Consider the following 24,738-nt stretch of genomic DNA (forward strand, 5'->3'; position numbering starts at 1 on the left):
GAGCCAGCCAGGTCGCGCCAGATCCCGCTAGACCCCGCTGAACCAGTTGTAGCCCTGGTCTTCCCAGTAGCCGCCGGGGTTCTCGTTGGTGACGAACAGGGCGGCGATGTGCTTGGGATTCTTGAAGCCCAGCTTGGTCGGCACGCGCAGTTTGAGCGGATAGCCGTACTTGGCGGGCAAGGGCGCGCTGCCGAAGTCCAGCGCCAGGAGGGTCTGCGGATGCAGCGCCGTCTCCATGTCGAGGCTGGAGTAGTAGCGGTCCGCACATTTGAAGCCGACATAGCGCGCCGTTGTGTCCGCGCCGATGCGCTGCAGGAACGTGCGCAGCGGCACGCCGCGCCATTCACCGATGGCGCTCCAGCCTTCGATGCAGATATGGCGCGTGATCTGCCCCGCCTGCGGCAGCGCGCGCAGCCGCGCGAGGTTCCAAGGCCGCTTGTCGGCAACCAGGCCGGAGACTTCCAACTGGTAGTCGTTGCCGTCCACCTCGGGTACGTCGAACTCCTGGTAGAAGGCGTTGAAGGGAAACGGCTGGGTGATCTGGCCGCGCGCATAGGTGGGCGCCAGCCGGTTGCGGTTGAACAGCCATGCCTGCACGCGGTCGTTCCAGCGCGACATGGACCACAGCACCTTGTCCACGGTGTCGCCGTCCTGCAGCGTGCAGCCGGCCAGCATGGACAGCGCGCCCAGCGACAGCGAGGAGCGCAGGAAATTGCGCCGCTCCAGGCGCGCGAGCTGCGGCCGGAAGTCAGCCACGCTGAGGCGCTGGTGCGGGGGCTGGATGATGCTGGCGGTTTCACGGCCGGCTTCGCGGGCCAGGTCATCGTGGCGCACGCCTGGCGCCTCGCGGATCGCATCGCTCATGCTTCGGCCTCTCCACGATGGCCGCGCGGGGCGCGGCCGGTGAACATCGGCAGCAGGGTGGATGGCACCACGATCACCAGGGCCAGGTGCACGGCGACGAAGCCGACGATGCCCGCCATGGCGAAGAAGTGCACGCGGCGCGCGGTATCGAAGCCGCCGAACAGGTCCGCCAGCCAGTACAGCTGCACCGGCTTCCAGATCGACAGCCCGGACGCCACCACCGCCACGCCCAGTAGCAGCACTGCCGCATACATCATCCGCTGCAGCGCGTTGTAGGCGCCGGGGCGGTGCGGCAGCCTCAGGCGCAGCGCCAGGCCCGCGTCGCGCAGCACGGCGCCGGGGCCCAGCGGCAGGAAATGGCGGCGGAAGTGGCCCGTGGCCATGCCGTAGCCCAGGTACAGCAGTCCGTTGGCGCACAGCAGCCACATCGCGGCGAAGTGCCAGGCGATCGAGCCACCCAGCCAGCCCCCCACCGTGGCCCACGCCGGGAAGCGGAAGCCGAACAGCGGCGAGGCGTTGTAGATGGCCCAGCCGCTCATCACCATGCAGGTCATGGCAATGGCATTGATCCAGTGCGTGGCGCGTACCGCCAGTGCATGGACGACGGCACTGCGCTTGCACGCGGGGGAGTCTGGCTTGCGCATGGCGGGACTGCCTTACATGGGTGGCACGACGCCATTCTTTCCGGCGGAGATGAAGCGCGCGGTCAGCGCGCCGTCGGCCGCCTTGCTGGCGAACAGCACCACGTGGGTGCCTGGCACCAGCAGCGAGCGGTCGCCAGGTTCGAGGTTGACAATGGGCACGTCGGCCGGGATCACGATGCGCTTCTCGCCTTCGGGATACTTCACGGTGATGGTGCGGCCGTTGCTCACCAGCACGCTGCCGACGGTGCCGTTGGTCATGCTGCTGTTCTTGCCCAGGTCCCACGCGCGGTGGCCCTCGCCGGTGCCGCGCATGCTTGGCGGGAATACATGCACCTCGAGCGCCTTGAGCGAGCCGTCGGCCTGCGGCACGGCCGCCGAGCCGATGTAGCTGCCGGACTGGATCTCGTCCACCTTGGCCAGCGTCACGGCGCGCACGGCGGTGTCCTTGGCGAGGGCCACGTCCAGGTCCTGCCCCGCGCGCGTGCGCACCTTCAGCGTGTCGCCGGAGAGGGCGGTGATGGTGCCGCGCACGCCGGTCGGGGCAGTGGCGGGTGCGTTGGCCGGGGCAGCCGGGGCGTTCTGGGCCAGCGCAGCGGGCGCGCCGGCGACGGCGGCGCCGGCCAGCAGGGTGGCGGCCAGCACGGTGCGCGCCAGCTTGCTCGAAACGAAGGTCATGTTGTTTCTCCTGGGGGAAAGTGCTGATGAGGTTAGGATGGCACCCGGGTCGCTCTGGTGACTTTTTGATGACAAAGCTGTCATCGACCTGCTGCGGCGCCGTCGCTAGAATGGCAGTTCGACCGCTGCCCCCACCGCGTCCCTCAACCGCGTCCCCCACCCGCATCATGAGCATCCTCGTCATCGAAGACGATCCCAAGACCGGCGACTATCTCCGCAAAGGCCTGCGCGAGAGCGGCTACGCCGTGGACCTGGCGCGCACCGGCACGGACGGCCTGCACTTGGCGCTGGAGCACCACTACGACCTCGTCGTGCTCGACGTGATGCTGCCGGGCATCGATGGCTGGGAGATCATGCGCTCGCTGCGCGCGCAGCGCGACCTGCCGGTGATCTTCCTGACCGCGCGCGACCACGTCAACGACCGCATCCGCGGCCTCGAACTCGGCGCCGACGACTATCTCGTCAAGCCGTTCTCCTTCGTCGAGCTGCTGCTGCGCGTGCGCACGCTGCTGCGGCGCGGCGTGGTGCGCGAGGCGGAGGTGTTCGAGTACGCCGACCTCAAGCTCGACGTCCTGCGCCGCAAGGTGATGCGGCAAGGCGTGGAGATCGCGCTGACCAACAAGGAGTTCCTGCTGCTGCACCTGCTGGTCAAGCGGCAGGGCGAGGCGCTCTCGCGCACGCTGATCGCCGCCGAGGTGTGGGACATGAACTTCGACAGCGACACCAATGTCGTCGACGTGGCCATCAAGCGGCTGCGGGCCAAGGTCGACCAGCCGTTCGAGAGGAAGCTGATCCACACCGTGCGCAGCATCGGCTACACCTTCGGCGAAGGCGCGTGAACGCCTGGCTCCAGCGCCCGCACTCGCTGGCGGCGCGCACCACGCTCCTGTTCGCGCTGATCGCCTGCGCGGTGATCGGCGCGCTGGGCGCGTATTTCTACGACTCCGCCAGGGCCTCGATGGAAGCGCGCGCCGACCTGCAGCTCATCGGGCGCGTGACGCATTTCCGCCGGCTGGCGCGCAGCGTCTACACGGTCTCCGAGCTCAAGGACCGGCCGCTGCTGTTCGAGACCATGCTCGGCGCCGAGCGCGACGTGCTGGTCTTCCGCAGGCCGGGCGAGCCGCCCTTCATCCACGTCAACCCGGACGACCTGCCGGTGCCGCTGGCGCTTGCCGCGCTGACCCCCGTGGACGGCGCCAGCCTCACCGCCGCCAGCATCCTGCGCACGCAGCTCGACAGCGGCGTGCCGATCCACTGGGCCGCGGCGCGGGCGCGCTCGAACGAGGACGGCAGCGTGGTCGAGGTGATCGCGGCCCATCCGATGAACAACGAAGCGCAGATGCTGGCCGCCTACCGCGACCGCGTTCTGCTGGCCACGCTGGTGGGCATGCTGGCGGCCACCGCGCTCGCGTTCCTCGCCATCCGGCGCGGGTTGCGGCCGGTGGGCAGCATCGCCGCGCGCGCGTCGCAGATCAGTCCCGTCAGCCTGGCGGTGCGGCTCGACGAGCATGGGGCGCCGGCCGAGCTGCGCAGCCTGGTGCGCGCCTTCAATGCCATGCTCGACCGGCTGGGCGAAGGCTACGAACGTCTCTCGCAGTTCTCGGCCGACCTGGCGCACGAGATCCGTACACCGGTGGGCGCGCTGATCGGGCAGACGCAGGTGACGCTGAGCCAGCCGCGCAAGCCGGAGGAATACCAGGCGGTGCTCGAGTCCAATTTGGAGGAGCTCGGCCGGCTGGGGCATATCGCGGAGAACATCCTGTTTCTCGCGCAGGCGGACCACACGCGGCTGACCGTCGAGCAGTCGGCGGTGCCGCTACGGTCGGAGTTGCACAAGATCGCGGAATACTTCGAGGGGATCGCCGACGAGAAGGGAATGCGCTTCGATGTGCAGGCCGACGGCACGCTCTGGGCCAATCCGCTGCTGTGCCGCCGCGCCATCAACAACCTCGTCGTCAACGCGGTGCGCTATGGCGCGCCGGGCAGCGTGGTGCGCCTGAGCGGCGTGCAGCAGGCCGACGGCACGCTGATCTGCGTGGAAAACCGTGGCGAGCCGATCCCGCCGGCCCAGCTCGGCCGGCTGTTCGACCGTTTCTACCGCGGCGATGCCGCGCGCAGCGGGCTCACCGAGTCCAGCGGCCTGGGCCTGGCCATCGTCAAGGCCATCATGGGCCTGCACAAGGGGCAGGCCGATGCTGCCTGCCCGGAGCCGGGCCTGATCCGGTTCACGCTGCATTTCCCGCCGGCGCCGGGGCAGCAGGGCAGGCGCGCGCATGGAGAGTAGCTCTCGCGGGCCGTAGACGGGGCAGCCGAGCCTGAGTCGGTCGAGCGCGCCCTAATCTCGCTTACCGAGGCGGGTGCGCGCCTATATCCGGCGAATGCGTCCGTCAGCCGCTCGTGTTACCGGTCGCGGGCCTACTTTCGGGAGACGCGATACCGGCCCTCACCCTTCCGATGCGCATCCTTATCGAGCGCCCGCTCCGCCTCATCACCCGTCGCACCCTTGTAAAAGAGATGCACCCCAATCGCCAGCGAATCATGGCGGATTTCCTGGAGGGCCTTCCAAGCCTTGAACGGGTCGCGGAACGCCAGGTAGTGGGTTTCCTGCGCGATCAGTTCGGCCACCTCGTGCAGGCCGTGGCCATGCAGGGCGCTGACAAGGGCGTCCAGGCTGCGGTGCGTGCGGGCGTCGGTGCGGGGATATAGCATGTGGAGCACGGCGACCTGCTGCTCGGCGACGAGTGCCGAGAGAGCGACAACGATTTGCTGATGGTTGAGCGCGGTGACGATGTGATCGGGGTTGTCGACATGCTTGGCGAACAGGGCTTCGAGGATGGCACTCATGTTATGACTCCTTTGCTGCTGACTGCTGACTGGAGACGGCACGCCGGAAGCGGCCGCAGCGGCTGCCTGGCTCCGGCCCGCAATTGCCGGGGGGGCCGTGGCCGGAACTCTGGCGGGCGGTTCATGGAATGTACGCGTGAGGACAACCTGGGGGAAACCCTGATTCAAGCAATACATTGTTCCGCAAACGGAACAAAGGGAATGGAACTAACGCGCGTTTGCGCCGGTCACCCTGCATCGCGCCAGCACGCACTCGAACAAGCGTGTGATGACGCGCGGATCAGAAAGGAGGCCTTTCAATGGCGGGTTACCGAGCAACGGCATGCCAGACGGGGCAAGAAAAAGACCGACGCCGCGGAGGGCAAGACGTCGGCCAAACAGGAAGAAGTAGAACGCCTTACTCGTAGCTGATATGCGGATTGCCCGCCGCAAGCGCCTGTTCCCGATCGGGGGCAGGCGGGTAGATCCATTGCGTGTTGATCAACTGCTTGCGCACCTTGCCTTCCGCGTGGGTCAGCTTGACCTGCCGGTCCCAACCTTCTGTATAGACCGCGCCCCATGCGCCCAGGTCCAGGCACGTGGCATAGAAAGGCTGGCGGTACTCGATGGTCGGGATGCCAAGCAGGTCGGCGGCAACGTTATGGCCGGCGAAGCGCCCCATGAACAGCGCGTGCTGGCACGACATGAGCGAGTAGTGCTCCTCGTCGTCGGTAAGTGCCCGCACCACGTCGCCCGCGCCGAAGATGTCCTTCGCACCGCTCACGCGGAGATCGCCTGTCACTTCCATGCGGCCCTGGCGATCCACGTTCGGTGATACCTGCGCGGTCAATCCGCTGGCCACCATGCCGCCGGTCCAGATGACGGTGTTGGCGTCGATGCGCTCGCCGGTAGCGGTGACGACACCGCCGGCATCCACCGACACCACGCCCGCGCCTACGCGGGTTTCGATGCCGAGATGATCCAGTGCCTCGCTGACCGCTTGCAGCGGACCGGCGCCCAGGTCTGGAGCGATGGCGTCCGCGCGCTCCACGATGATGATGCGCGGGCGCACGTTTTCGCCGAGGATGGGGCGGAGGTGCGCCGGCAGTTCCGTTGCCGCTTCCAGCCCGGTAAATCCACCGCCCACGACCACGAAGGTATTGCGGGCCGCGGTGTCCGGCTTCGAAGCCAGGCTTTCCAGGTGCTTGCGCAGCTTGACGGCGTCGTCGAGCTGGTCCACGGCGAATGCATGCTCGGCCAGGCCGGGCAGCGGCGGACGGAACAGGCGGCTGCCGCTGGTCAGGACCAGACGGTCGTAGTTGACGGATTTCGTCTCGCCGGCCGCCGTGGTGACATCAACGCAGTGGTCCGCGGAATGGATACGCTCGACCGTGCCTTCAATGAAGTTCACGTTGACGGCATCCAGCAACGGCAGGAACGGCGCCGCCATCTGCTCGGGACGGACTTCATACAGGCGCGGCCGTACGTGAAGCTCGGGGTACGGCGACACCAGCGTGATTTCGACATCCGAGCCGGCTTCGCGCTCCATATCGATGACACGCGCCGCACCGAGCGCTGCCCAAAGCCCGGCAAAGCCGCCGCCAACAATCAGGATCTTTCGTTTCATGGTGGTTACCTCACTTCTTCAGCGGGATACTTCCGGCGCGCTCAGGCGCGGCAACGGGTTTCGACTGGCAGAGGGCGGCCGCCGGCCGCGGGTCACACGCGGACCGATGGGTCGCAACTCTGGAAAACAGGGGGCGCGGCAAGAACCTGCAGTGGCGCCGTTCTTGCCGGCAGGATGGTGGGCACCGGCGTTGCCGGTGCCTGATTGGACGCGGCTACTTCACCGGCGTCAGGATCGGCGCGCCCTTGTTCTTGATCAGGAACACGACGAACTTTGCCGGCTGCGTCTTGCTGGCATTGCGTCCGACGGTGTGGATATCGTTGGGGCCTTCGTGGAAGGTATCGCCCGGTTTGAGCGTCACCTCCTTTCCGCCCTTGACGCCCATGACGATGCTGCCCTCGAGCACATAGACCAGGGCGTGCGCGTCATGGCGATGCACGGGATCCGCGGCGCCCGGCGCGTACTCCACGACGATCATCTCGGCTTCCTTCCCCGGATACTCGGGCAACGGCTCCGTGCGCAGCTGCTTGACACTCACATCCGTCGAGGCGACTGCCGGCGGTGCAACCATCAGGCACGACAAGATCAGGGTTGCTGCAATGGAAACGACCGTCTTCATGGCATCACTCCAGATTGGCCTTGTCGAGTCCGAACGCCTTGTCCGACGAGCCGGGCACCATGCGGAACGCCACGTTCAGGCGGTTCCAGGTATTGATCGCCCCCACGAGGAACGTGAGATCCGACAGCTCCTTCTCGCTGTACTGGGTGCGCACGCGCTCATAGATGTCGTCGGGCACGCCATGGGCGGGAAGGTTGGTCAGCACCTCGGTCCAGGCCAGCGCGGCGCGTTCGCGCGGCGAGAACAGCATGGACTCGCGCCAGATCGCCACGTGGTGCAGGCGCAATTCGCGCTCGCCGTGGATCTTTGCCATCTTGATATGCATGTCGACGCAGAACGCGCAGCCGTTGAGCTGCGATGCGCGAATCTCGACGAGTTCGCGAATGGGCTCCTCAATGGTGGTCTTCTGGAACAGCGCGGCGAGCTCCATGAGCTTCTTGACCAGTTCCGGGGATTGCTGAAAGTAGTTAACGCGTTGCGTCATGATGTCTCCTGATGAGCGGAAGGGGGTGGTGTTCACCGAACCTGCGCCGCTGTGCTTGCCGCAGGAACGGCTTGGAGTGAATCCTAGACTTCGGTACGGCATGCCGGTAGTGCTGCCACGGTGCCCACGCTGTTGTCACATCGGCACCAGTCGCCGCGTCATGCATCGCCGTGGCCGGGCTCCGGACTATTTTTGCTGCGATTGACTCAGCCATTCCTCGAAGCCGATGCGCCCGAGGCGCGCCTTGCCTTGCGGTACGAGCGTATTTTCCTGAAGCTCGGCACCGAAGTAGCGCGAAGAAGGATCGGCCGCTACGGTCCGGGAGTCTCCAATCGCCTTGAGATAACGTTGCACGAGGGCGCTCATCTGGAATTTCTCCGGTCCGGCGATCTCGACGATGCCGTTGACCGGTGCGGCAACCGCGCTGTCGGCCACGGCGTGCGCGACGTCATCCGAAGCGATCGGCTGGATCATGGCGGGAGAGAGTCGTACCGTGCCGCCTTCCCCAGCGGATTGCGCGATGCCGCCGAGGAATTCCAGGAACTGCGTCGAGCGGACGATCGTATAGGGGATGCCGGCATTCCGGATCAGCGCCTCCTGGGCAATCTTGGCGCGGAAGTAGCCGCTCTGCGAGAGCTTGTCGGTGCCGACAACGGACAACGCGACATGGTGGGTGACTCCCGCCTCCTTCTCGGCTGCCGCCAGATTGCGGCCCGACGTTTCGAAGAAATTCAGGACGGCGTTGTCTTCAAACGAAGGGGAGTTCGCGACATCGACCACGACCTGCGCGCCGGCCAGCGCTGCCGCCAGGCCTTCGCCCGTCAAGGCGTTGACGCCCGTTTGCGGCGAGGCGGCGACCACTTCATGGCCCTGTGCGGCGAGTCGCGCCACGACCTTCTTGCCGATCAGGCCCGTACCACCAATGACAACAATCTTCATGATGCGTCTCCATGCTGAGGAAGGTGGAACAATCCACGAGACCATGGTAGGTAAAGCGGTGTCCCCGCGCCAGATCGACTCGGAACCCACGGTGTTTCCTGTTTGGCATCAATCCGGATGCGGGCAGCTGCCCGCCTGTCGTCGATGCGTCGATGCGGGAGCAGGAATGGGGTAAGGCTGTCTGGCGGGGAGCCGTGGACCTAGCGATTCACCTTCAACCGGTATTCGCTGGGAGAAAGCCCAAAGTGTCTTTGAAAGGTCACCCGCATCCGCTCTTCGCTGCCAAAGCCGCACTCGCGCGCGATCTGGTCGACCGGCCGGGTCTGGTCCTGCAGCAATCGGCGGGCGGCTTCCACCCTGAAATGCTCGACGCCTTTGGCGGGCGTGCGCCCGGTCTTCTGCTTGTAGACCCGCGCAAAGTTCCGTGGGCTCATGCCTACGTGGTCCGCAAGCTGCTCGACGGAGAGCTCTTCCCTAGACAGGTTCTGGATGATCCAGAGATGCAGCGTCTCGAAGACCGGCACCTGCCGGCTTTGCGTGATGAGGATCTCGCTGAGCTGGGGCTGCGCCCCCGGCCGCTTCATGAACACCGCAAGTTCCTTCGCTGTACTCAGCGCAACCTCGTGGCCGTAGTCGGCCTCCACCATGGCAAGCGCGAGATCGATGCCGGTGGTGACGCCGGCCGAGGTCCAGAGATTCTGTTGCTGCACGAAGATGGCTTCGGGGTCCAGGTCCACCGAGGGAAACAGTGCGCGAAAATGGTCGTGCATCTGCCAATGGGTCGTAGCGCGCTTGCCATCGAGAAATCCCGCGTGGGCCAGCAGGAATGCACCGCTGCATACCGAGGCGACGCGCCGGACTTCGCGGGGAACGGTGCGCAGCCACTCGATCAGCGACGCGGAGTTCTTCGCGACCTCGATGATGTTCGGGGAGCCCGGGACAACGACCGTGTCGATGGTTCGCATGTCGAAGGATGCTATTGCCGCGGTTTGCAGCGTTGTCCCTTCCATCGCCGCGACCGTGCCGCCGGACAGGCTGGCGGTATGGCAGCGGTAGCCGGGCATGCCTCGCCCCCGCGCGTAGTTCGAAGCGGCCCAGAACACCGTCTGGGGGCCAGCGAGATCGAGCAGGCTCACATCTGGATAGACCACGAAGAGAATATTACGCGGCATGACTGGCCTCGGCATGGCGCGATGTCGCGCGATAATCACCCCGCCGGGACCGGGCCGGCCGACGCGCATCATCGGTTCGGGCGCTCGCCGGACGGCGAGAGAGTATGGAAGACAATGAGGTCATGGATCGAATCCGGTGCATTGCCCGCGCACCATCAAGGCATGCGCCTGGCAAGCTGCATCGTGCTCTGCCGGCAGTCGCCGTCGCGACGGGACGTAATGGAAGCGAGTCTAGATACCCTCGATACAAGGGGTCAAGACGGCAGGGTGGGCGGCTGCGTTTCCATTTGCGCACCAATCGCCGATCCAATCCGCGAGGCGTGCAGAGCGAGGCTGGCAGTCTGGCAGGAAATTTGGGAACGCTGTCATTTACGACGCATGAGGGCGTTATTAACATCAGAGACTCGTCGGCAAGTGGGTGAGCGGTTGGGGCCGGCGTCAGTCAATTGCGAAGATGCCAGGAACGCATGTTGCCGAAGTGTTTGTCGGCAGGCCGGCCTGTGAGCACGAACCCCCCTTTCGTCTAATTCAATCTGACAGCTGCGCAACCAACCGGCATTCGGCTTGGCCCCGATCAACACCGTGGCTGCGAATGTCGAGGTTGATCCTGCACTGCAGCGTAACAGCCTCGTCCCTGAAGCTCATTCACCCACAAGGAGATGCCCTAGTAATCAGGAGGGCACGCGACGGCCTGCGCTGCGTACGCAGCGGAGGAAACCCGGTCGAACATCGGAAATCTGTGGGAACACCAGACATGGATCAATCGGAAACATCGGAACATGGCTTCCGTCTCAGTTTGCCAAATCGCGCTGATGCGTTGTCCACGAGCTTTGCCGCGAGCTATGCGGGGATCATGGCGTTCATGGCCGTTGCCAGCGAGCGCAGCTTCGCCAAGGCCGGCGAGCGCCTCGGCATCGGCCGTTCTGCCGTGAGCAGGAATGTCCAGAAGCTCGAAGCGCAGCTGAGTACCCGGCTGCTCCTGCGCACTACGCGCACCACGCAACTGACCCGCGAAGGCCAACGCTTCTTCGAGAGCTGCCACCAGGGTGTCACGCACCTTGTGGAGGCCATGAACGACATGCTGGAGCTTCGCCAGGGCCCGCCACGTGGCCTGGTCCGCATCAGCGCGACGGTAGGCTTCGGCAGGAAGGTCGTTGCGCCTTTGCTGGCAAAGTTTGTGGATACCTACCCCGACATCGCCGTCGATCTGCTGCTCGACGACCGGCCGACTGACTTTGCCTCCGAGCAGATCGACGTCGCATTCCGCAATGGCCGCATCGAGGATTCCAGCCTTATTGCCAAACAGCTGATTCCGATGCAAATGGCGCTTTGCGCCGCGCCGTCCTATGCAGAAGCGCACGGCCTGCCGCAAACGCTGGAAGACCTGAGGCTGCATGAGTGCATCAACTTCCGCTTTGCGAACGGCCGGGTGTTCGAATGGGAGTTCAAGGTCGACGGCCAGATACGGAAATACCTCCCGAAGGCCCGTCTCGCGTTCAACGACTCGGACCTGGTCTTGCAGGCGGTGCTGCAGGGGCGGGGCATCGCGCAGATGGCCGGATATCAGATCTGGGACCACATCGCGGCCAATGCGCTGGTTGTGGCTCTGCCGAGGCATGCTCCGGACGACCGCGGGCACTATATCTGCTACCTGAGCCGGCAACATCTGCCAACGCGCATTCGCGTTTTCATTGACTTCATGACGGAGGAGATCCGCGCCCTCGATTTGCAGTGTCTGAGCGATTTCCAGGACATAAAGGGAGCTGACAGCGCCTAACCACTTCGATCCGCATCTTCTCGCCACAGCATCCATCTCTAGTCGACAACAGCCACGATATTGACAGTCCCTTGTCTGGCCATTTTTGCATACGGGCATAGGCGCTCCGCATTTCGAACCAGCTCTTCTGCCACCTTTCGCTCAACGCCCGGCATCCGGACCCGGACATCGATAAGCAAGGCGTAGCCGCCATCCATTGGATCACGACCAAACGCAACCTCCGCCTCCACAGTGGTGTCGTTGAGCTCCATATTGATACGCTTTCCGAGCAAGTTCAGCGCCCCGTGAAAGCAGGCCGCAAAGGCCGCGGCGAACAACTGCTCGGGATTGGTCCCGCTGCCAGGTCCGCCGAGTTCCGTGGGCAGGCGCAGATCCACATCCAGATTTCCGTCATCCGAACGGGCCACGCCGGATGCACGGCCGTGTCCCGTCTGGCCGCCGGAAACGGTGACAGTCGTTGTGTACAGAGGCTCGAAATCCCGGCCCCGATACCTGTCGAGGAGGGAAAGCGGCGGAGCTTGCAGCTTCTCGTTGTCCATCATGCACCTCGAACGTTGATGAGACTTCGGGATAACCCAAGTTAATGTTAGGCCGCTGCGGCTCGCGACGGTAGCGCCGGACAAGGACTCACGGTGTTTCCGGTTTTGCACCAATCCAGAAGACGTATGAAGCCGCAGTATCCATGACGCGGAGCCGTGGGATTTACGATTGGCGATGGTCGTGCGCATTGTTGCCGCGACGGAAACGGCGAGTGGTCTGATGCATATCTACTCCGCCCGGGACCCGGGACCTACTATGCCGACATGCAACGCAGTTCGACCGAGTGAGTTGACGAGTCGTTGAGTCCGTTATGGGAGAGCAATCATGTTTCGTCTCGGACCTCTGTTCTGGTTAGCAAGCTGGATCATGCTGGTAGCGGCCAATGTCGGGCTGGCCATGGCAGCCGCGCTTAGCGGCTTGATCTGAAACCAAATATCCAACTCCAAATCGCGATCCATTTTTGCCAGCGAAGCCGTGCCTGACTGTCATTTCGTCGGCGCCGGCGGGTGAATGTAAACCAACCGTGATGCAATGAGCACTTTTCCTGGGGAGAAACGTCCTCGGAGGCACTCGCTTTGCCTTCAGTCCGGGGAAGGGTCATTAGCGCCGATGGGTTTATCCATGAGGTCCACCAGCGGTATTGAATACATCGCTTTCAAGAATAGCGGCTCGCCATGGAAACTCTTTATATTGATTGGCTCACGACCTCGCCAGAGTTGGCCAGCACGAAACGCACGATCGAAGCTGGTGCCCATCTTATTAGCGAGCGGGATGGCTACACACACCACGGCATTTATGTGGGAGATGGGCAGGTCATTCATTACGGGGGCTTTGATCATTCGGCGAAACGGCGCCCCGTGGAATACATAGCGTTGCGCGCCTTCGCGGCAGGAAAGGATTTAAGAATCCAGACTGAACCGGATGCCGTTTATGCGGGAATCGATGTGGTGGAGAGGGCCAAGTCCCGCCTGGGCGAAGACCAATATCAGTTCCTGACCAACAACTGCGAACACTTCTGCACATGGTGTGTGTTAGGTGTCGGGCGGAGCGAGCAGGTACGCCAGTGCTTACGGAATCCATGGGTAGGCATCAAGACGCTGTTTGCGCTCGCCAAGGCGAAAGTCCATGCTTTCCGTGATCGCGCAAGGCGCGTTCGTCCGCATCGTCACGGCTTACCGCTGTTGATGGCAGCGTATTCAAGCACGCCGCAAAGGCGTCGGGCGTGACGCCGCCCGCCTCAATGCAACGTTTCCGGCGGGCTCCTTCATGATCGGAAGCAGGATGGCTTAACAGGAATCAGCCTTTCTGCTGACTGGCATCGGACTGGAGCATGCGCTCGATTTCCAGGGCGATTCTCAGCAGCGCGCCGTCGTCGCCGGGGCGGGCAACGATCTGCATGGCGGCGGGCAGCATGCCCCTGGTGGAGAACAAGGGGATGGAGATGGCAGGAAAGCCTGCGATATTGAACGGCGCGGTATAGCTCATCAGTGCCTGGCGAACCGTACCGGACCAGCCGTCGATGGCAATGGCGTTGGCGTCCAGTGCCGGTGCCAGGCATGGGCAGGTAGGCAAGACCAGATAGTCCACGGTTGCCATCGTCGCCTCGAGCCGGCATATCAGCCTGTGCCGCGTCTGCTGGGCTCCGGCGTAGTCCCGGATCACCATGTCTTTTGCCAGGTCCAGCCGCTGCCGGGTTTCCTGGCTGTAGTGTCCGGCAATGCGGGCCTCGTCGTTTCTCCTGAAATGTTCAATGCTGCCTTCGGTCAGGACGATGGACGCGAACGCGTCGTAGACACCTTCAAACAAATCTGCGGCGTCTACGGACTCGCACGCGAATATCTTCCGGAGTGTCTCGATGGCATTGGCGAATGCCGTGGAAACCGCTGTATCGGCCGGCACCGGCGGAATGCCCTCCATGACGCCGAGCCGCGCCGACAGCCAGGCGTCGCTTTCGGGAATGGCAATGTCGAAGGCCTCGGCAAGCACCATGATGTCGTCGACGCCCTGTCCGAGAATGCCCGGGTGGTCCAGCGAGGGCGCCAGCGGAAAGATGCCGCGCGTGGAAAGTGCGCCCAGTGTCGGCTTGAAGCCCGCGACCCCGCAAAGTGCGGCGGGAATCCGCACCGAGCCGCCGGTATCAGTGCCGAGCCCAGCCGCAACCACGCCGGCAGCGATGGCCGCGGCGGCACCGCCGCTGGATCCGCCCGGAATCAGCCGCTTGTCCAGGGGATTCAGGGTGTCTCCAAAGGCGGCACTGGAGGTTGTCACCCCCCAGGCAAATTCATGGGTCGTGGTCTTGCCGACAATGATCGCGCCCATGTCCACGAGCGCCCTGACAACGTCGGCGTCGGCGTCTGGAACGTGACCCATGTATGCCAGGGAGCCGTAGCGTGTCTCGATGCCTCGGGTATCGATCAGGTCTTTGACCGCTACCGGCAGGCCTTCCAACGGCCGCGGCCGGTCCGCCGTGTAGCGTCTGTCGCTTTCCGCGGCAGCCTTGAGGGCGCGGTCCCAGTCAATGACAGAGAAGGCATTGAAATCCTTCTTGCTGGCTTCAGCGCGGGCAAGCGCCAGTTCCGTCAGTGCATGTGCTGTCGTACGTCCCCTGCCGAGGTTCGTGAGCGTCTCGCGCAGCCCCATAGCTGGTGCGGAGGCGCTGGACGGTCCGTAGTCTTTTTCCATCACCACAGGCTCTCCAGGAAGCCATTGAGCGTCGCGCCATTGCCGTCGCCCAGATCGCCGACTTCGTTCGCATAGTTTTGCTGCAGCAAAGCGGCAACTCGCGGAAGTTGTGCGCGGTCGAAGTCCACCGAACGAAGGCGGTGCGGAAGACCGAGGTGCTCCACCGCATTGGAGATCCTGTCGGCCAGCAGTGCCGCAGCGTTGCTGGTGGCGCGGCCGCGGCAGAAAATCTGGAGCTTGTCCCCGTAGCTTTCCGCGCAGGCCCGCAGGACCGGGGCGAGGGTAATGCAGGAGGTGATGCTGTGTGGCAGGCCAAAGGTTCCACCCAGGATGTGCCCGATGCGGTGGCTCAGGCCATAGATGACCGATGCGGGAAAGAAGTAGGACTGCCAGGCGGCAAGCTGGAGTTGCAGGAGGTCATCGGTGGTGACATGCCGTTCGCGCAGCGCCCGCTGCGTATCGAGTTGCTGCGGCCATTTCTCCAGCACGGCAAGGAAGCGCTCCACGCCCGCCGCCGCCAGGATTGCGTGCGGGTGGTCAATGGTGACCTGGCGCATGCCTTCCACGGCATGGTCAATGCCCTTGATTGCCGAGGACAGCAGCAATTCACGCGGGGTGTTGAGCAGGAGCTTCGGGTCGAGGGCAACCACCTTCGGTACCGTCTCCCGCACGGCATAGCTTCGCTTGAACGTCTGGGGGCCCGTGGTCTCGGTGATGCCGAAATAGTGCGAGAACTCGGAGCCCGAAAACGTGGTCGGCAAGGCGGCGATGGCAAGGTGGCGGCCGGTCTCCTGATGGTGGAGATGGGAGACAGCCTTCGCGGCGTCAATCACGGAACCGCCGCCCAGGGCGATGATCGAGTCCGCGCCGGCATGGAGGCATGCCTCCAGCGCGCGACGCACCCCGACATCCGGCGCATGCGGCGGCAGGTCGGTAAAGACGCCCAGGCCTCCCTTCACGTGCGCTTGCAGGTGTTGCGCGTGGAAGTCCCGCAATGGCTCGACGGTAAAGGTCAGCGGGCGGCGGATGCCGTGCTGGTCGAGCGACGCGACAGCCGTCGGCAGTATGTCGTGGCCCCAGAAGATCGCGTCTTGTGGCAGGCAGTTCAGCTGATTCATGTATTCCACTCCAGGGTGACGTTGCGGTGGGCTTATCCCTGGTTGGAAACGATAGTGGATCTGCCCGGCCTTGGAAGCTGGCTGGCGCCGAACGCAGCGTCCATGAATATGGAACGCCGGCGGGCCACGGCGGGCGTGGCCCGCGTGCCGTCGGCGGGTAAGGAGGTAGTGCCGGGTCAGCGGCGGCCGAACGCGGTGACCCTGGGCAGCTCTACGGCGAGGAAATCGACCAGCGACCGCACCGCGGGAAGCAGTCCGGTCCGATAGGGGATCAGGGCGGAGATGCGCGCATCCGCGGCGATCCAGCCCGGCAGTACTTGCCTCAGGACGCCGGACTGCAGCTCGGCCCGGCAGATATACCCGGGCAGGGCTGCTACGCCAATGTTGGCGCAGGCTGCCTCCTTCAGGGACATCATGCTGTTGCTCTGGAATCGTGGCTCGATCGGGATGGTGACGAGCCTGTCGTCGGGGCCGTGCAATTGCCACTGCAGCGGCCCTTTGCGCGCCATCGAGACGATGGCATGGGAAGCCAGTTGCTCCGGTTCCTCCAGGGGTGGCATCCGTTCGAGGTAGTCGGCACCCGCAAACAGACACCATGGCGCCCTGGCAATCGGCCGTTGCACCAGGTTGGAATCCTGCAGTGCCGTGGTATGCCCGCGGATCGCCAGGTCGAAGCCCTCGCCAACGACGTCGACGAGCCTGTCCGTGGCGAACTCCACGATGCTGACCTTGGGATTGCTGCTCATGAACGTCGGCAGGATCTCGCGCAGCGCAAACTGCGCAAGCTCGACCGCTACCGTCACGCGGATGATCCCGCTGGGTTCCGCGAGCCTCTGGCGCATCGCCTGTTCCGCGACGTCGGCGCTCTGCAACAAGGCGACAGCGTACTGGTAGAACTCCGCGCCCACGTCGGTCACGGCGAACTGGCGCGAGGTCCGGTTGATCAGGCGAACGCCCAGCGACGCCTCCAGTTCCTTGACCCTGTGACTCAACGTCGACTTGGGCAGTCCCAGGCTGTTCCCGGCGGAGGTGAAGCCACCGCGGTCGACCACATGCACGAAGTAATAGACGTCTTTCAGGTCCAGCATCAGGCGGCCTTGGTAGCGGTTGGTCCAATCGTGTGCGTTCCATCGCATGGTACTGCATGGGGTGCGCGCAGTGCCACTGTCCGGCAGCGCCATCGACCGCTATTGCCATGCCTTCCGCAAGCGCACGCATCGGCCGCACAAAGGGCAGGGCGCCGGCGCCGCGCGCCCGGGCCAGTCGATCGTTCGACTTCCTTGAACCCAGCGTACGAGCACCACGCCTTCTCAAATGAAATGGAGCGACTAAGCTCTGTTCCATTAAAAGAGGAGACATGAAGATGGATGCAGCTGTTGTTGTCGACGCACTGATTCGCGGGCGCCGCACCAAGCGCGGGTTTCTCAATCGGGCGGTGCCGCTCGAAACCGTGCGCGAGATTCTTTCCGTGGCGAAGTACGCGCCGAGTTCGAGCAATACCCAGCCCTGGCGCTGCTACATCGTCGTCGGCAAGGCCCGGGACCGGATCGCCGACGCCGCGGTCAAGGCATACCGGGCGGACCCGGAAAACCTGGCGCCCGAGTACCCCTTCTTTCCCCAGCCACTGCACGAACCTTACTCCGAACGCTTTAACACCTTCCGCGGCCAGCTCGGCGATGCACAGGGCGTCCACAGGAGCGACAAGGTCGGACGCAGGCGCGATGTGGAGCGCCAGTTCAGGTTCTTCGACGCGCCCATCGGCATCATCTTCACGATGGACCGGCGCCTGGAACGGGCCAGCTTCATTTGCTACGGCTGCTTCCTGCAGAACATCATGCTGGCCGCCCGGGCCAGGGGCCTCGATACCTGTCCACAGCAGATCTGGTCGCTGCAGTTCCCCGTGCTGCGGGAGCATCTGGACATCCCTGAAACCGAGATGGTGGTTGCAGGGATGTCGCTCGGCTACGCGGATGACAGCCTGCCGGAAAACAACATGCAGATGCACAAGCTCGAGCTTGGTGAATTCGTATCGGTCGTCGAAGCGTGATGCGACAGAAATGCCTATGCATTCCCTGACGGCAGGTGCCGTGTCTTTTTACATCCCTCAACAGTGAGCGGGAGATATAAATGTCGATTATCAAAGGGTTTCATCATCTGACGGCCGGTGTCAGCGGTGCACAGGAAGACGTGGATTTCTATGTAAAGCTGCTCGGACAGAGCCTGGTGAAGAAGACCGTGCTGCTCGATGGCGAAGACCCGATCTACCACCTCTACTACGGCAACGCCAATGGCGATCCCGGTACCCTGGTGACATCGTTTCCCTTCAGGCAGAAGGGCGTGAAAGCCAGGCCCGGATCCGGACAGGTACGCGTCATCAACTACTCGGTACCTCGTGACTCGCTGAGTTTCTGGCGAGACCGGTTCCGTGCGCATGGGGTGTCGTATGCCCAGGAGGTGACCGAGCGCTTTGGCGAAAAGCGGCAGCGGTACTTCCACCCCTGCGGCATTGAATTCGATCTCGTGGAAACGGATCAGGATCCGCGGCCCGCCTGTGTCGCGGACGATATTCCCGATGCGGTGGCGATTCGCGGCGTGCACAGCGTCACGCTGTCGCTGCGCGAGGTTGCGGAATCGATCATCTTCATGACCGATGCGCTCGACTTCCGCCATGTCGGAGACGCCGGTCCGTACCATCGGTTCGAGACCAGCACGGGTGGTCCGGGCATGGTGGTGGAGTTTCTTCATGAGCCGGAGCGCCACCAGGGGTCGTCCATCTATGGCGAGGGTACCGTCCATCATGTGGCCTTTGCCGTCGACAGCATGGACCAGCAGATGATCCTGAAGGAGCGGTTCATGGCAATGGGCTATATCGATACGTCCGAGTCGGTCAATCGAAACTACTTCCGCTCCGTGTACTTCAAGATGCCGGGGGGTGTGATCTTCGAAGCGGCGACGACCGACATCGGCTTCGCGATCGACGAGGAGCCCGGGCATTTTGGCGAGGAGTTCCAGCTTCCGCCCTGGCTGAAAAGCCGCAAGGATGAATTGCTCGGCCGGCTTGAGCCGATCGCCGTGTAAGCCCCCAACCCAACCTGAAAACGAAAGTCACACACAATGTCAAAACCTAAAATTCTGGTTGCCTTCTACTCCCGTAATCGCTCGACGGAGTTGTTGGCCAAAGCCGTTGCCGAAGGCGCGATGGAGCTTGGTGCGGAAGTGCGCCTGCGGCGCGCACGGGAGGTGGTGGGCCCGGAGGTCATGCGCCAGGCCCCGGGCTGGCTGGAGAACGCCAACGCAATGAACGCGCGGTACGAAGCGCCGACGGAGACGGACGCCGAATGGGCGGATGCAATCGTGTTCGGTACACCGACCCGGTTCGGCTCGATTTCGACGGAGCTGAAAGGCTATATCGATGGCCTTGGCGGCCTCTGGTTCCAGGGCAAGCTGAACGGCAAGGTCGGCTCCGTATTCGGCTCGACGTCCTCCCTGCACGGCGGCAATGAGTCGACGCTGCTTTCGATCTATACCCCGATGGCGCATCTCGGGCTGATCATCGTGCCGCTCGGCTATGCCGATGCCGTGATGTTCAAGGCCGGCACGCCATACGGCGCCACGCACGTCTCGAACTGCGACGCCGACAAGCCGGATGAAGACCACCTTGCCGTGGCGAGATACCAGGGCCGCAGGGTGACGTCCGTGGCGCTGGCCTTGCATCGCGAACGGGAAGCCGTACCTGCCTGACGCGGATGGTGCCAGGAGGCGGGCGATCGCCGGCCTCCTGGCAACAACAAGAACTGGTTGGGCAAGTAACCCGCGTTACAACAGCGCGCCGCTACGCAGCGATTGCGTGGCGAGGGCTTCGATAACAGATCGAGGCACTTCCGCAGCGGCCAGACCCGTGGCGTGCGTGAACCTGACGTCCTTGAGTCCGATGACGCCAAGCACTGCCGTCAGATAAGGGCGAAAGAAATCGGGCTGGACGGGCGGATCGCGGAACATGGCGCCACCGGATGTCACCGCCACGAACGTCGGACGATCACGTAACAAGCCAACTTTTCCTGCGGGCGTGTTGGTGAATGTCACCTCGCGTCGAACCACGAGATCGATCCAGTGCTTGAGCACAGCCGGCACCGTGAAGTTGTGCACCGGGGTGGAGATCCAGAGCAGATCGGCCTGTTCGAGCTCCCGAATCAGCGCGTCCGACACGGCGAGCGCTGCGCCATAGCGTTCCTTTGCCTCGGCGGCGGACAGGAGCAGCGCCTCCGCGTATTCAGCGGTGATGGCCGGCAGCGGCTCGGTACCAAGGTTGCGTCGCCTGACATGGATCTCACGCCCGAAATGCGCGGACAACGCAGGCAGCAATTGCTCGGTCAGGTGCCGGCTCGTGGAATAGTCGCGGCGCGGACTGCAATCGAGCAGCAGCAGATTGAGGGGTTTCATTGCAGATCCATGCTGAAGTGCAGGCCCCGGGCGAGCAGGCCTGAACGGAAATAGAAGCGCTGCGCCAGCGCGTTCGCGAGCGCGGTATCCAGGACAAGTTGCCGGCAGCCTTCAGCGCGCCCAAGCTCGCCAAGCGCTTGCAGCAGGCGCTCGCCGTGGCGCTGGCCCCGGCCTTCGGCATCGGTGACCAGATCGTCGACGTACAGGAAGCGCCCGTGGATCATGTTGTCAAGACGGCGATATCCGGCCAGCGCAACAGGTTTGCCATCGACCCAGACCGCGAGCAGCCGATAACCTTGCTCGCTCTGCAGCGTGACATTGGCCAGGAGGTCTTCCGGCGTTTGCAGTTGGGGGCGCAGTTGCCGCATGACAGGGAAACAGGCACGGATGTCCGCCTCCGTCTCCGCATGTCTGAGAATCAGGTTGTTTGCCATGGTGCCGATCAATGCTGGTTTGTGCAGGCTTCAATGTAGCTGACCGATGACACGGTCAACAGGAACATGTTTCTATTTTTTGACTAGGCCATGATCCAGGGATCGATGATGGAGAGACGCATTGGCCTGTGACCCCTGAGCGACATGGATGCTGTTCCAGATGCTTGCTCCGCATCGAAAGACGAATACTCCAGGCCTCTAGCTGCAGGCCTTAGTCAAGTTGTTCGCTTCGTCACGCGAGCAATCAGTTCATCCAGCCGAGACAGGAACAGCTTCAGGATCGGGGAACGGTTCGCCTTGCTGTAGCCGATGGCGAGGTCGATCGTCGGCACCTCACCGGCAAGGGGGCGGCTGACTACCGAAAGGGGCATCAGCTTTTCGACATAGGCCGGGATCAGCGTCACGCCGCGCGTCGATGCCACCAACGACATGACCATCGCAGGGTTGTCGACACTTTGGGTCGGCGTGATCCGAACCCCTGAGCGCTCAAGGTAGTCGTCGATCACCGCGCGCAGCACCTTGGCCTTGTTCGCCATGGCAATGAAGGGCTCGCCAACAAGCTCTTGTGGGCGGATGGCGTCGCGTGACGTGAGCGGATGATCGCTGGGCATCAGCACCACAAGCGGTTCCTGGCTCACCACCTTGTAAGTGAGATCGAAGCCCGGTTCGGCGCGCAGGAGCGCCAGATCCAGCTTGCCCCGTGCGAGTCCTTCGGCAAGATCCGGCGAGTAGTCGCTGGAGACGGTGACATCGACATTGGGCAGTTCGTCGCAAAGGATGTGCATGGCCTCGGGCAGCCAGGTCATTTCCTGCCCGGTGAGAAACCCGAGCGCAAAGCGCGGCTTGGCTGGTTGCGCCGCCCTGCGGGCCGCTTCGACCGCAGCGTCCACCTGGGTAAGGGCCAGCCGCGCGTGATCGACAAAAGCCTTGCCTGCTGCGGTCAGCTCCACGCCGCGCGCGCTGCGGCTCAATAGTTCGACCCCGACCTGATCTTCCAGGTCCCGGATCTGGCGGCTCAGTGACGGCTGCGAGGTATGCAGCCGTCGCTCGGCCGCCTCCGTCAGGCTACCCGTCTCGGCGACCGCCAGGAAATACCGAAGGTGTCGCAGTTCCATTGTTCCTCCGTTGCGATTCCCATGCCTGGGAGGTATGCCAGTCTGCTTTTAAAGTCTTTTCCAATTTTGTCACGGGACCGTAGATTCGTCCTTGTGGCAGCGCATTTTGGGGCGGCCTGGTCGCGCCGGGATGTCGGCGCCGGCTCACCTCCCATACCCCGGAAATCATATCGCACCGGAGTTATTGAATCATGACCAAGCCCGTAGTCCTCATTACCGGAGCCCTGACCGGCATCGGCCGCTCCACCGCTCTGGCCTTTGCCAGGAATGGTGCTCATCTGGTCATCTCCGGCCGCCGCCAGGCCGAAGGCAAGGCCCTCGAAATCGAGCTTCAGCAACTCGGCGCCGAGGTCGCCTTCATCCAGGCCGACGTCCGCCATGACAGTCAGGTTCGCGAGCTGGTCGATCAGACCGTGGCCCGCTTCGGCCGTCTCGACGTGGCCGTCAACAACGCCGGCACGGAAGGGCAGCCGGGGCCGGTTGTCAACCAGACCGCCGAGAGCTATGCCGCCACCTTCGACACCAACGTGCTGGGCACGCTGCTGAGCCTCAAGCACGAACTGCGAGTGATGACTGCCCAGAAGCGCGGCAGCATCATCAATATCTCCTCGACCTACGGTCACGAAGGGGCGGCCTACGCCTCCGTCTACGCCGGTAGCAAGCATGCAGTCGAGGGCTTCACCAAGTCGGCCGCGCTGGAAGTCGCCACCACAGGCGTGCGCGTCAACGCTGTTGCCCCCGGGCCGGTCGACACCGGCATGCTGGACCGCTTCACCGGCACCCCCGAGAAGAAGGCCGCGCTGGCCGCAACCGTACCGCTTGGCCGCGTTGGCAAGCCGGGCGACATCGCCACCGCCGTGCTCTTCCTTGCGTCAGAAGCCTCGTCTTTCGTGACTGGCCAGATCGTCACCGTCGATGGTGGCAAGACCGCAGGCTGATCGCCTCAGTGTTCCTCTTCCGGAGCGCGTCATCGGGACGCAGGTGAATGAGAGCGCTCCTGGCGCCCTCCGAAAACACCGGCCCCGACCTTCGCTCCGCGAGCTTCTCTCAACAAAGGATACCAGCCATGACCTCCGTCCCGATCAGGCTCCACCACTCGGCTTCCTCACCCAACTCGCGGCGTGTGCGCATCTTCCTCGCCGAGAAGGGGTTGTCAATACAGCTCGTTCCCGTCGATCTAAGCAAGGGCGAGCAGCATTCCGAGCCCTATCGGGCGATCAACCCTCGCCGGGTCGTGCCCACGTTGGTGCTGGAGGACGGCACGGCTATCGGCGAAGTACCGGCGATCTGCAGGTACATCGAAGATATCCACCCGGAAACACCTCTGCTCGGTGACACGGCAAAGGATAAGGCGCTGGTGGCGATGTGGGAGCGACGCGCCGAACTGGAAGGCTTCGCCGCGGTCATGGAGGCAATCCGCAATGCCGCGCCAGGTCTCAAAGGCCGCGCGATCGCTGGCCCCCACGACTACGAGCAGATCCCTGAGCTGGCGGAGCGCAGCAAGCTGCGGGTGGAGAATTTCCTGGCCGATCTCGACGCCCGCCTGGAACAAGTCCCATTCGTGGCCGGTGACCACTTCTCCGCTGCCGACATCACTGCGATGGTCGCCGTGGATTTCGCCGCGAAGGCGATCGACTTCGTCATCCCGGATGAGCACGCCTCGCTGCGGCGCTGGTACGACGTGGTATCGAAACGCCCCAGCGCGTCAGCATAGATCACGACACGGCCCTTTGTCGCAAAGGCCTGAACGCGGATATATAGACTCCCCGGCACTCGCCGCATAAGCAACCGCAGATCACGTCGCCTGCCCCGGCGAAGCGCAAGTTCCCGACGCGTCAATTCAAAGGAGAGTGTTCATGTCAAGCAACGCCACCGCTGCAACCCGGTCCGTCAAGGCCGACTTTCCTCGATATCGCGAACTCGCAACTGCCGGGCAATAGAGCGTCGAACGGTCGGCGTTCCGGGATGAACGGCTGGCAAAACGGCCAGGTCGCGCCTTAGCCAGCAGTCCCGCACAGGAAACAGAAGATGACGGCGAAGAACACGCCCCCCGCCGCGCCCCCCGTGTATACGCTCAAGGACATCAAGACGTTCGTCGGCTCCGACGGATGCGGCCTCGAAGCCAACCTCTACCTCGCCAGGCGGAAGGTGGCCTCGGTCTATGATGCCGCCGATGGCAGCCCGCTTCAGATTGAATACGCTGGCGCGGAGCAGAAGGCGGCCCTCCACGTGTTCGCTGCGCGCTGGTACACGGAGTCGGGCGTGGAAGCTGAGCACGAAGCAATGCGCGCTGAGGCGCTGGCGAAGCACGGCAAGGTCACCGACCACCGCCCGGAAGTGGAAGGGAAGCTCAAGTCGTGGGTCAACGCCGAGGTCAACCGCATTCCATCGCTCCGCTGGAGCCGAAGTTACCCAACCCGATGACAACCGCGCATGTGCGCGGATGTGCTGAAGTGCCTGCGATCAGGCAGCGAACCGTCACGACACCAGCAGCCCCCGCTCGCGGGCCAGCGTGATGGCGGTGTCCTCGATCATGTCTTCCTGTCCGCCGACCAGCCGTTGGCGCCCAAGTTCGACCAGGATCTCGCGCGCCGGGATGCGGTATTTGGCTTCGGCACGCTTGGCGAACAGCAGGAACGAGGAGTACACGCCGGCGTAGCCAAGCGTCAGTGCGTCGCGGTCGATGCGGATCGGGTGGTCCATGATCGGCACCACCAGGTCCTCGGCCACGTCGGCAATGCGGAATACGTCTACGCCGGTCTCGATGCCCATGCGCTCGCACACC

General features: G+C 63.8%; 26 protein-coding genes and 1 pseudogene. 10 read left to right on the forward strand and 17 right to left on the reverse strand.

The window, feature by feature from the left end; translation table 11 throughout:
• Nucleotides 1-27: 27 nt before the first annotated feature.
• The 3 genes from K307_RS07260 to K307_RS07270 are packed head-to-tail and all read right to left on the reverse strand — an operon-like array spanning nt 28 to nt 2,183.
• Complete coding sequence (locus K307_RS07260) at nt 28-864, reverse strand: molybdopterin-dependent oxidoreductase (RefSeq protein WP_080744946.1); 837 nt, start codon at nt 862-864, stop codon at nt 28-30.
• Entirely contained in the window at nt 861-1,508 is a 648-nt protein-coding gene (locus tag K307_RS07265) for a cytochrome b/b6 domain-containing protein (protein WP_042877295.1), read from the reverse strand. Before K307_RS07265 ends, K307_RS07260 begins: the two co-directional genes overlap by 4 nt.
• A 12-nt stretch (nt 1,509-1,520) precedes the next feature.
• Complete coding sequence (locus tag K307_RS07270; protein ID WP_042877297.1) at nt 1,521-2,183, reverse strand: hypothetical protein; 663 nt, start codon at nt 2,181-2,183, stop codon at nt 1,521-1,523.
• Between the two features lie 167 nt (nt 2,184-2,350).
• Between K307_RS07270 and K307_RS07275 the strand changes: the two genes are divergently transcribed.
• Nucleotides 2,351-3,022, forward strand: coding sequence for a heavy metal response regulator transcription factor (locus K307_RS07275; protein WP_042877299.1), 672 nt, complete (start codon nt 2,351-2,353; stop codon nt 3,020-3,022).
• Nucleotides 3,019-4,467, forward strand: a complete 1,449-nt coding sequence (locus K307_RS07280; protein WP_042877302.1) for a heavy metal sensor histidine kinase — start codon at nt 3,019-3,021, stop codon at nt 4,465-4,467. Before K307_RS07275 ends, K307_RS07280 begins: the two co-directional genes overlap by 4 nt.
• Nucleotides 4,468-4,598: 131 nt before the next feature.
• On the opposite strand, the gene K307_RS07285 is transcribed toward K307_RS07280, so the two are convergent.
• The 6 genes from K307_RS07285 to K307_RS07310 all read right to left on the reverse strand — a co-directional run bounded on the left by K307_RS07285 (nt 4,599) and on the right by K307_RS07310 (nt 9,847).
• Nucleotides 4,599-5,027 (reverse strand): hypothetical protein, encoded by a 429-nt coding sequence (locus tag K307_RS07285; RefSeq protein ID WP_042877304.1) that lies wholly within the window; start codon nt 5,025-5,027, stop codon nt 4,599-4,601.
• A 397-nt stretch (nt 5,028-5,424) separates the two neighbouring features.
• Nucleotides 5,425-6,633 (reverse strand): NAD(P)/FAD-dependent oxidoreductase, encoded by a 1,209-nt coding sequence (locus tag K307_RS07290; protein ID WP_042877306.1) that lies wholly within the window; start codon nt 6,631-6,633, stop codon nt 5,425-5,427.
• A gap of 214 nt (nt 6,634-6,847) precedes the next feature.
• Nucleotides 6,848-7,252 carry a cupin domain-containing protein gene (locus tag K307_RS07295; protein WP_042877308.1) on the reverse strand — a complete coding sequence of 135 codons (405 nt, stop codon included), beginning with the start codon at nt 7,250-7,252 and terminating at the stop codon, nt 6,848-6,850.
• Nucleotides 7,253-7,256: 4 nt separating this feature from the next.
• The gene (locus K307_RS07300) at nt 7,257-7,736 is read right to left on the reverse strand and encodes a carboxymuconolactone decarboxylase family protein (protein WP_042877310.1); all 480 of its coding nucleotides are present in this window, start codon (nt 7,734-7,736) and stop codon (nt 7,257-7,259) included.
• A 186-nt stretch (nt 7,737-7,922) separates the two neighbouring features.
• Nucleotides 7,923-8,675 carry an SDR family oxidoreductase gene (locus K307_RS07305; protein WP_042877312.1) on the reverse strand — a complete coding sequence of 251 codons (753 nt, stop codon included), beginning with the start codon at nt 8,673-8,675 and terminating at the stop codon, nt 7,923-7,925.
• A gap of 200 nt (nt 8,676-8,875) precedes the next feature.
• Entirely contained in the window at nt 8,876-9,847 is a 972-nt protein-coding gene (locus tag K307_RS07310; RefSeq protein WP_230625577.1) for a GlxA family transcriptional regulator, read from the reverse strand.
• Nucleotides 9,848-10,601: 754 nt separating this feature from the next.
• Between K307_RS07310 and K307_RS07315 the strand changes: the two genes are divergently transcribed.
• Nucleotides 10,602-11,624, forward strand: a complete 1,023-nt coding sequence (locus K307_RS07315; protein WP_042877314.1) for a LysR family transcriptional regulator — start codon at nt 10,602-10,604, stop codon at nt 11,622-11,624.
• Nucleotides 11,625-11,662: 38 nt separating this feature from the next.
• On the opposite strand, the gene K307_RS07320 is transcribed toward K307_RS07315, so the two are convergent.
• Nucleotides 11,663-12,163, reverse strand: coding sequence for an Ohr family peroxiredoxin (locus K307_RS07320; RefSeq protein ID WP_042881572.1), 501 nt, complete (start codon nt 12,161-12,163; stop codon nt 11,663-11,665).
• A 675-nt stretch (nt 12,164-12,838) separates the two neighbouring features.
• Here K307_RS07320 and K307_RS45875 point away from each other — a divergent pair.
• Nucleotides 12,839-13,390: a lecithin retinol acyltransferase family protein gene (locus tag K307_RS45875; protein ID WP_080744947.1), complete on the forward strand. Its 552-nt coding sequence runs from the start codon at nt 12,839-12,841 to the stop codon at nt 13,388-13,390.
• Nucleotides 13,391-13,460: 70 nt separating this feature from the next.
• Here K307_RS45875 and K307_RS07330 read toward each other — a convergent pair whose 3' ends face one another.
• The 3 genes from K307_RS07330 to K307_RS07340 form a co-directional block, all read right to left on the reverse strand.
• Entirely contained in the window at nt 13,461-14,846 is a 1,386-nt protein-coding gene (locus K307_RS07330; protein ID WP_042877318.1) for an amidase, read from the reverse strand.
• A complete protein-coding gene (locus K307_RS07335) occupies nt 14,846-15,964 on the reverse strand; it encodes an iron-containing alcohol dehydrogenase (protein ID WP_042877321.1) in 1,119 nt (372 codons plus the stop codon). The genes K307_RS07330 and K307_RS07335 overlap by 1 nt, the downstream gene beginning before the upstream one ends.
• A gap of 176 nt (nt 15,965-16,140) precedes the next feature.
• Nucleotides 16,141-17,052: a LysR substrate-binding domain-containing protein gene (locus tag K307_RS07340; protein WP_042881574.1), complete on the reverse strand. Its 912-nt coding sequence runs from the start codon at nt 17,050-17,052 to the stop codon at nt 16,141-16,143.
• Nucleotides 17,053-17,327: 275 nt separating this feature from the next.
• On the opposite strand from K307_RS07340, the gene K307_RS07345 reads away from it, so the two are divergent.
• The 3 genes from K307_RS07345 to wrbA all read left to right on the forward strand — a co-directional run bounded on the left by K307_RS07345 (nt 17,328) and on the right by wrbA (nt 19,705).
• Nucleotides 17,328-18,011 (forward strand): nitroreductase, encoded by a 684-nt coding sequence (locus tag K307_RS07345; protein WP_051975030.1) that lies wholly within the window; start codon nt 17,328-17,330, stop codon nt 18,009-18,011.
• Nucleotides 18,012-18,091: 80 nt separating this feature from the next.
• Nucleotides 18,092-19,042 (forward strand): ring-cleaving dioxygenase, encoded by a 951-nt coding sequence (locus K307_RS07350; protein ID WP_042877325.1) that lies wholly within the window; start codon nt 18,092-18,094, stop codon nt 19,040-19,042.
• A 36-nt stretch (nt 19,043-19,078) separates the two neighbouring features.
• On the forward strand, nt 19,079-19,705 hold the full coding sequence (gene wrbA / locus K307_RS07355) for an NAD(P)H:quinone oxidoreductase (protein WP_042877327.1): 627 nt from the start codon (nt 19,079-19,081) through the stop codon (nt 19,703-19,705).
• 75 nt (nt 19,706-19,780) lie between these two features.
• On the opposite strand, the gene K307_RS07360 is transcribed toward wrbA, so the two are convergent.
• The 3 genes from K307_RS07360 to K307_RS07370 form a co-directional block, all read right to left on the reverse strand.
• A complete protein-coding gene (locus tag K307_RS07360) occupies nt 19,781-20,404 on the reverse strand; it encodes an FMN-dependent NADH-azoreductase (protein WP_042877329.1) in 624 nt (207 codons plus the stop codon).
• A complete protein-coding gene (locus K307_RS07365) occupies nt 20,401-20,838 on the reverse strand; it encodes a GNAT family N-acetyltransferase (protein ID WP_042881576.1) in 438 nt (145 codons plus the stop codon). Before K307_RS07365 ends, K307_RS07360 begins: the two co-directional genes overlap by 4 nt.
• Before the next feature lie 215 nt (nt 20,839-21,053).
• On the reverse strand, nt 21,054-21,953 hold the full coding sequence (locus tag K307_RS07370; protein WP_042877331.1) for a LysR family transcriptional regulator: 900 nt from the start codon (nt 21,951-21,953) through the stop codon (nt 21,054-21,056).
• 191 nt (nt 21,954-22,144) lie between these two features.
• Here K307_RS07370 and K307_RS07375 point away from each other — a divergent pair, with 191 nt between their 5' ends.
• The 3 genes from K307_RS07375 to K307_RS07385 all read left to right on the forward strand — a co-directional run bounded on the left by K307_RS07375 (nt 22,145) and on the right by K307_RS07385 (nt 24,377).
• Nucleotides 22,145-22,891: an SDR family NAD(P)-dependent oxidoreductase gene (locus K307_RS07375; RefSeq protein ID WP_042877333.1), complete on the forward strand. Its 747-nt coding sequence runs from the start codon at nt 22,145-22,147 to the stop codon at nt 22,889-22,891.
• 128 nt (nt 22,892-23,019) lie between these two features.
• Nucleotides 23,020-23,667, forward strand: coding sequence for a glutathione S-transferase family protein (locus tag K307_RS07380; RefSeq protein WP_042877335.1), 648 nt, complete (start codon nt 23,020-23,022; stop codon nt 23,665-23,667).
• A 314-nt stretch (nt 23,668-23,981) separates the two neighbouring features.
• Nucleotides 23,982-24,377 (forward strand): hypothetical protein, encoded by a 396-nt coding sequence (locus K307_RS07385; protein ID WP_042877337.1) that lies wholly within the window; start codon nt 23,982-23,984, stop codon nt 24,375-24,377.
• A gap of 54 nt (nt 24,378-24,431) precedes the next feature.
• Here the strand turns inward: K307_RS07385 and K307_RS07390 are convergent.
• A pseudogene (locus tag K307_RS07390) lies at nt 24,432-24,737 on the reverse strand (4-hydroxy-2-oxovalerate aldolase); the annotation flags it as partial.
• Nucleotide 24,738 lies beyond the last annotated feature (1 nt).

This window comes from Cupriavidus necator A5-1 (assembly GCF_000744095.1).
In the GTDB taxonomy this organism is placed as follows: domain Bacteria; phylum Pseudomonadota; class Gammaproteobacteria; order Burkholderiales; family Burkholderiaceae; genus Cupriavidus; species Cupriavidus necator_A.

What these genes read in the sequence shown, in the direction of transcription:
- K307_RS07305 (WP_042877312.1), bottom strand. Translation starts at nt 8,675, where the DNA reads ATGAAGATTGTTGTCATTGGTGGTACGGGCCTGATCGGCAAGAAGGTC.
- K307_RS07320 (WP_042881572.1), bottom strand. Translation starts at nt 12,163, where the DNA reads ATGGACAACGAGAAGCTGCAAGCTCCGCCGCTTTCCCTCCTCGACAGG.
- K307_RS07360 (WP_042877329.1), bottom strand. Translation starts at nt 20,404, where the DNA reads ATGAAACCCCTCAATCTGCTGCTGCTCGATTGCAGTCCGCGCCGCGAC.
- K307_RS45875 (WP_080744947.1), top strand. Translation starts at nt 12,839, where the DNA reads ATGGAAACTCTTTATATTGATTGGCTCACGACCTCGCCAGAGTTGGCC.
- K307_RS07300 (WP_042877310.1), bottom strand. Translation starts at nt 7,736, where the DNA reads ATGACGCAACGCGTTAACTACTTTCAGCAATCCCCGGAACTGGTCAAG.
- wrbA (WP_042877327.1), top strand. Translation starts at nt 19,079, where the DNA reads ATGTCAAAACCTAAAATTCTGGTTGCCTTCTACTCCCGTAATCGCTCG.
- K307_RS07265 (WP_042877295.1), bottom strand. Translation starts at nt 1,508, where the DNA reads ATGCGCAAGCCAGACTCCCCCGCGTGCAAGCGCAGTGCCGTCGTCCAT.
- K307_RS07375 (WP_042877333.1), top strand. Translation starts at nt 22,145, where the DNA reads ATGACCAAGCCCGTAGTCCTCATTACCGGAGCCCTGACCGGCATCGGC.
- K307_RS07290 (WP_042877306.1), bottom strand. Translation starts at nt 6,633, where the DNA reads ATGAAACGAAAGATCCTGATTGTTGGCGGCGGCTTTGCCGGGCTTTGG.
- K307_RS07330 (WP_042877318.1), bottom strand. Translation starts at nt 14,846, where the DNA reads ATGGAAAAAGACTACGGACCGTCCAGCGCCTCCGCACCAGCTATGGGG.
- K307_RS07260 (WP_080744946.1), bottom strand. Translation starts at nt 864, where the DNA reads ATGAGCGATGCGATCCGCGAGGCGCCAGGCGTGCGCCACGATGACCTG.
- K307_RS07335 (WP_042877321.1), bottom strand. Translation starts at nt 15,964, where the DNA reads ATGAATCAGCTGAACTGCCTGCCACAAGACGCGATCTTCTGGGGCCAC.
- K307_RS07385 (WP_042877337.1), top strand. Translation starts at nt 23,982, where the DNA reads ATGACGGCGAAGAACACGCCCCCCGCCGCGCCCCCCGTGTATACGCTC.
- K307_RS07370 (WP_042877331.1), bottom strand. Translation starts at nt 21,953, where the DNA reads ATGGAACTGCGACACCTTCGGTATTTCCTGGCGGTCGCCGAGACGGGT.
- K307_RS07345 (WP_051975030.1), top strand. Translation starts at nt 17,328, where the DNA reads ATGGATGCAGCTGTTGTTGTCGACGCACTGATTCGCGGGCGCCGCACC.
- K307_RS07275 (WP_042877299.1), top strand. Translation starts at nt 2,351, where the DNA reads ATGAGCATCCTCGTCATCGAAGACGATCCCAAGACCGGCGACTATCTC.
- K307_RS07315 (WP_042877314.1), top strand. Translation starts at nt 10,602, where the DNA reads ATGGATCAATCGGAAACATCGGAACATGGCTTCCGTCTCAGTTTGCCA.
- K307_RS07340 (WP_042881574.1), bottom strand. Translation starts at nt 17,052, where the DNA reads ATGCTGGACCTGAAAGACGTCTATTACTTCGTGCATGTGGTCGACCGC.
- K307_RS07380 (WP_042877335.1), top strand. Translation starts at nt 23,020, where the DNA reads ATGACCTCCGTCCCGATCAGGCTCCACCACTCGGCTTCCTCACCCAAC.
- K307_RS07365 (WP_042881576.1), bottom strand. Translation starts at nt 20,838, where the DNA reads ATGGCAAACAACCTGATTCTCAGACATGCGGAGACGGAGGCGGACATC.
- K307_RS07270 (WP_042877297.1), bottom strand. Translation starts at nt 2,183, where the DNA reads ATGACCTTCGTTTCGAGCAAGCTGGCGCGCACCGTGCTGGCCGCCACC.
- K307_RS07295 (WP_042877308.1), bottom strand. Translation starts at nt 7,252, where the DNA reads ATGAAGACGGTCGTTTCCATTGCAGCAACCCTGATCTTGTCGTGCCTG.
- K307_RS07285 (WP_042877304.1), bottom strand. Translation starts at nt 5,027, where the DNA reads ATGAGTGCCATCCTCGAAGCCCTGTTCGCCAAGCATGTCGACAACCCC.
- K307_RS07310 (WP_230625577.1), bottom strand. Translation starts at nt 9,847, where the DNA reads ATGCCGCGTAATATTCTCTTCGTGGTCTATCCAGATGTGAGCCTGCTC.
- K307_RS07350 (WP_042877325.1), top strand. Translation starts at nt 18,092, where the DNA reads ATGTCGATTATCAAAGGGTTTCATCATCTGACGGCCGGTGTCAGCGGT.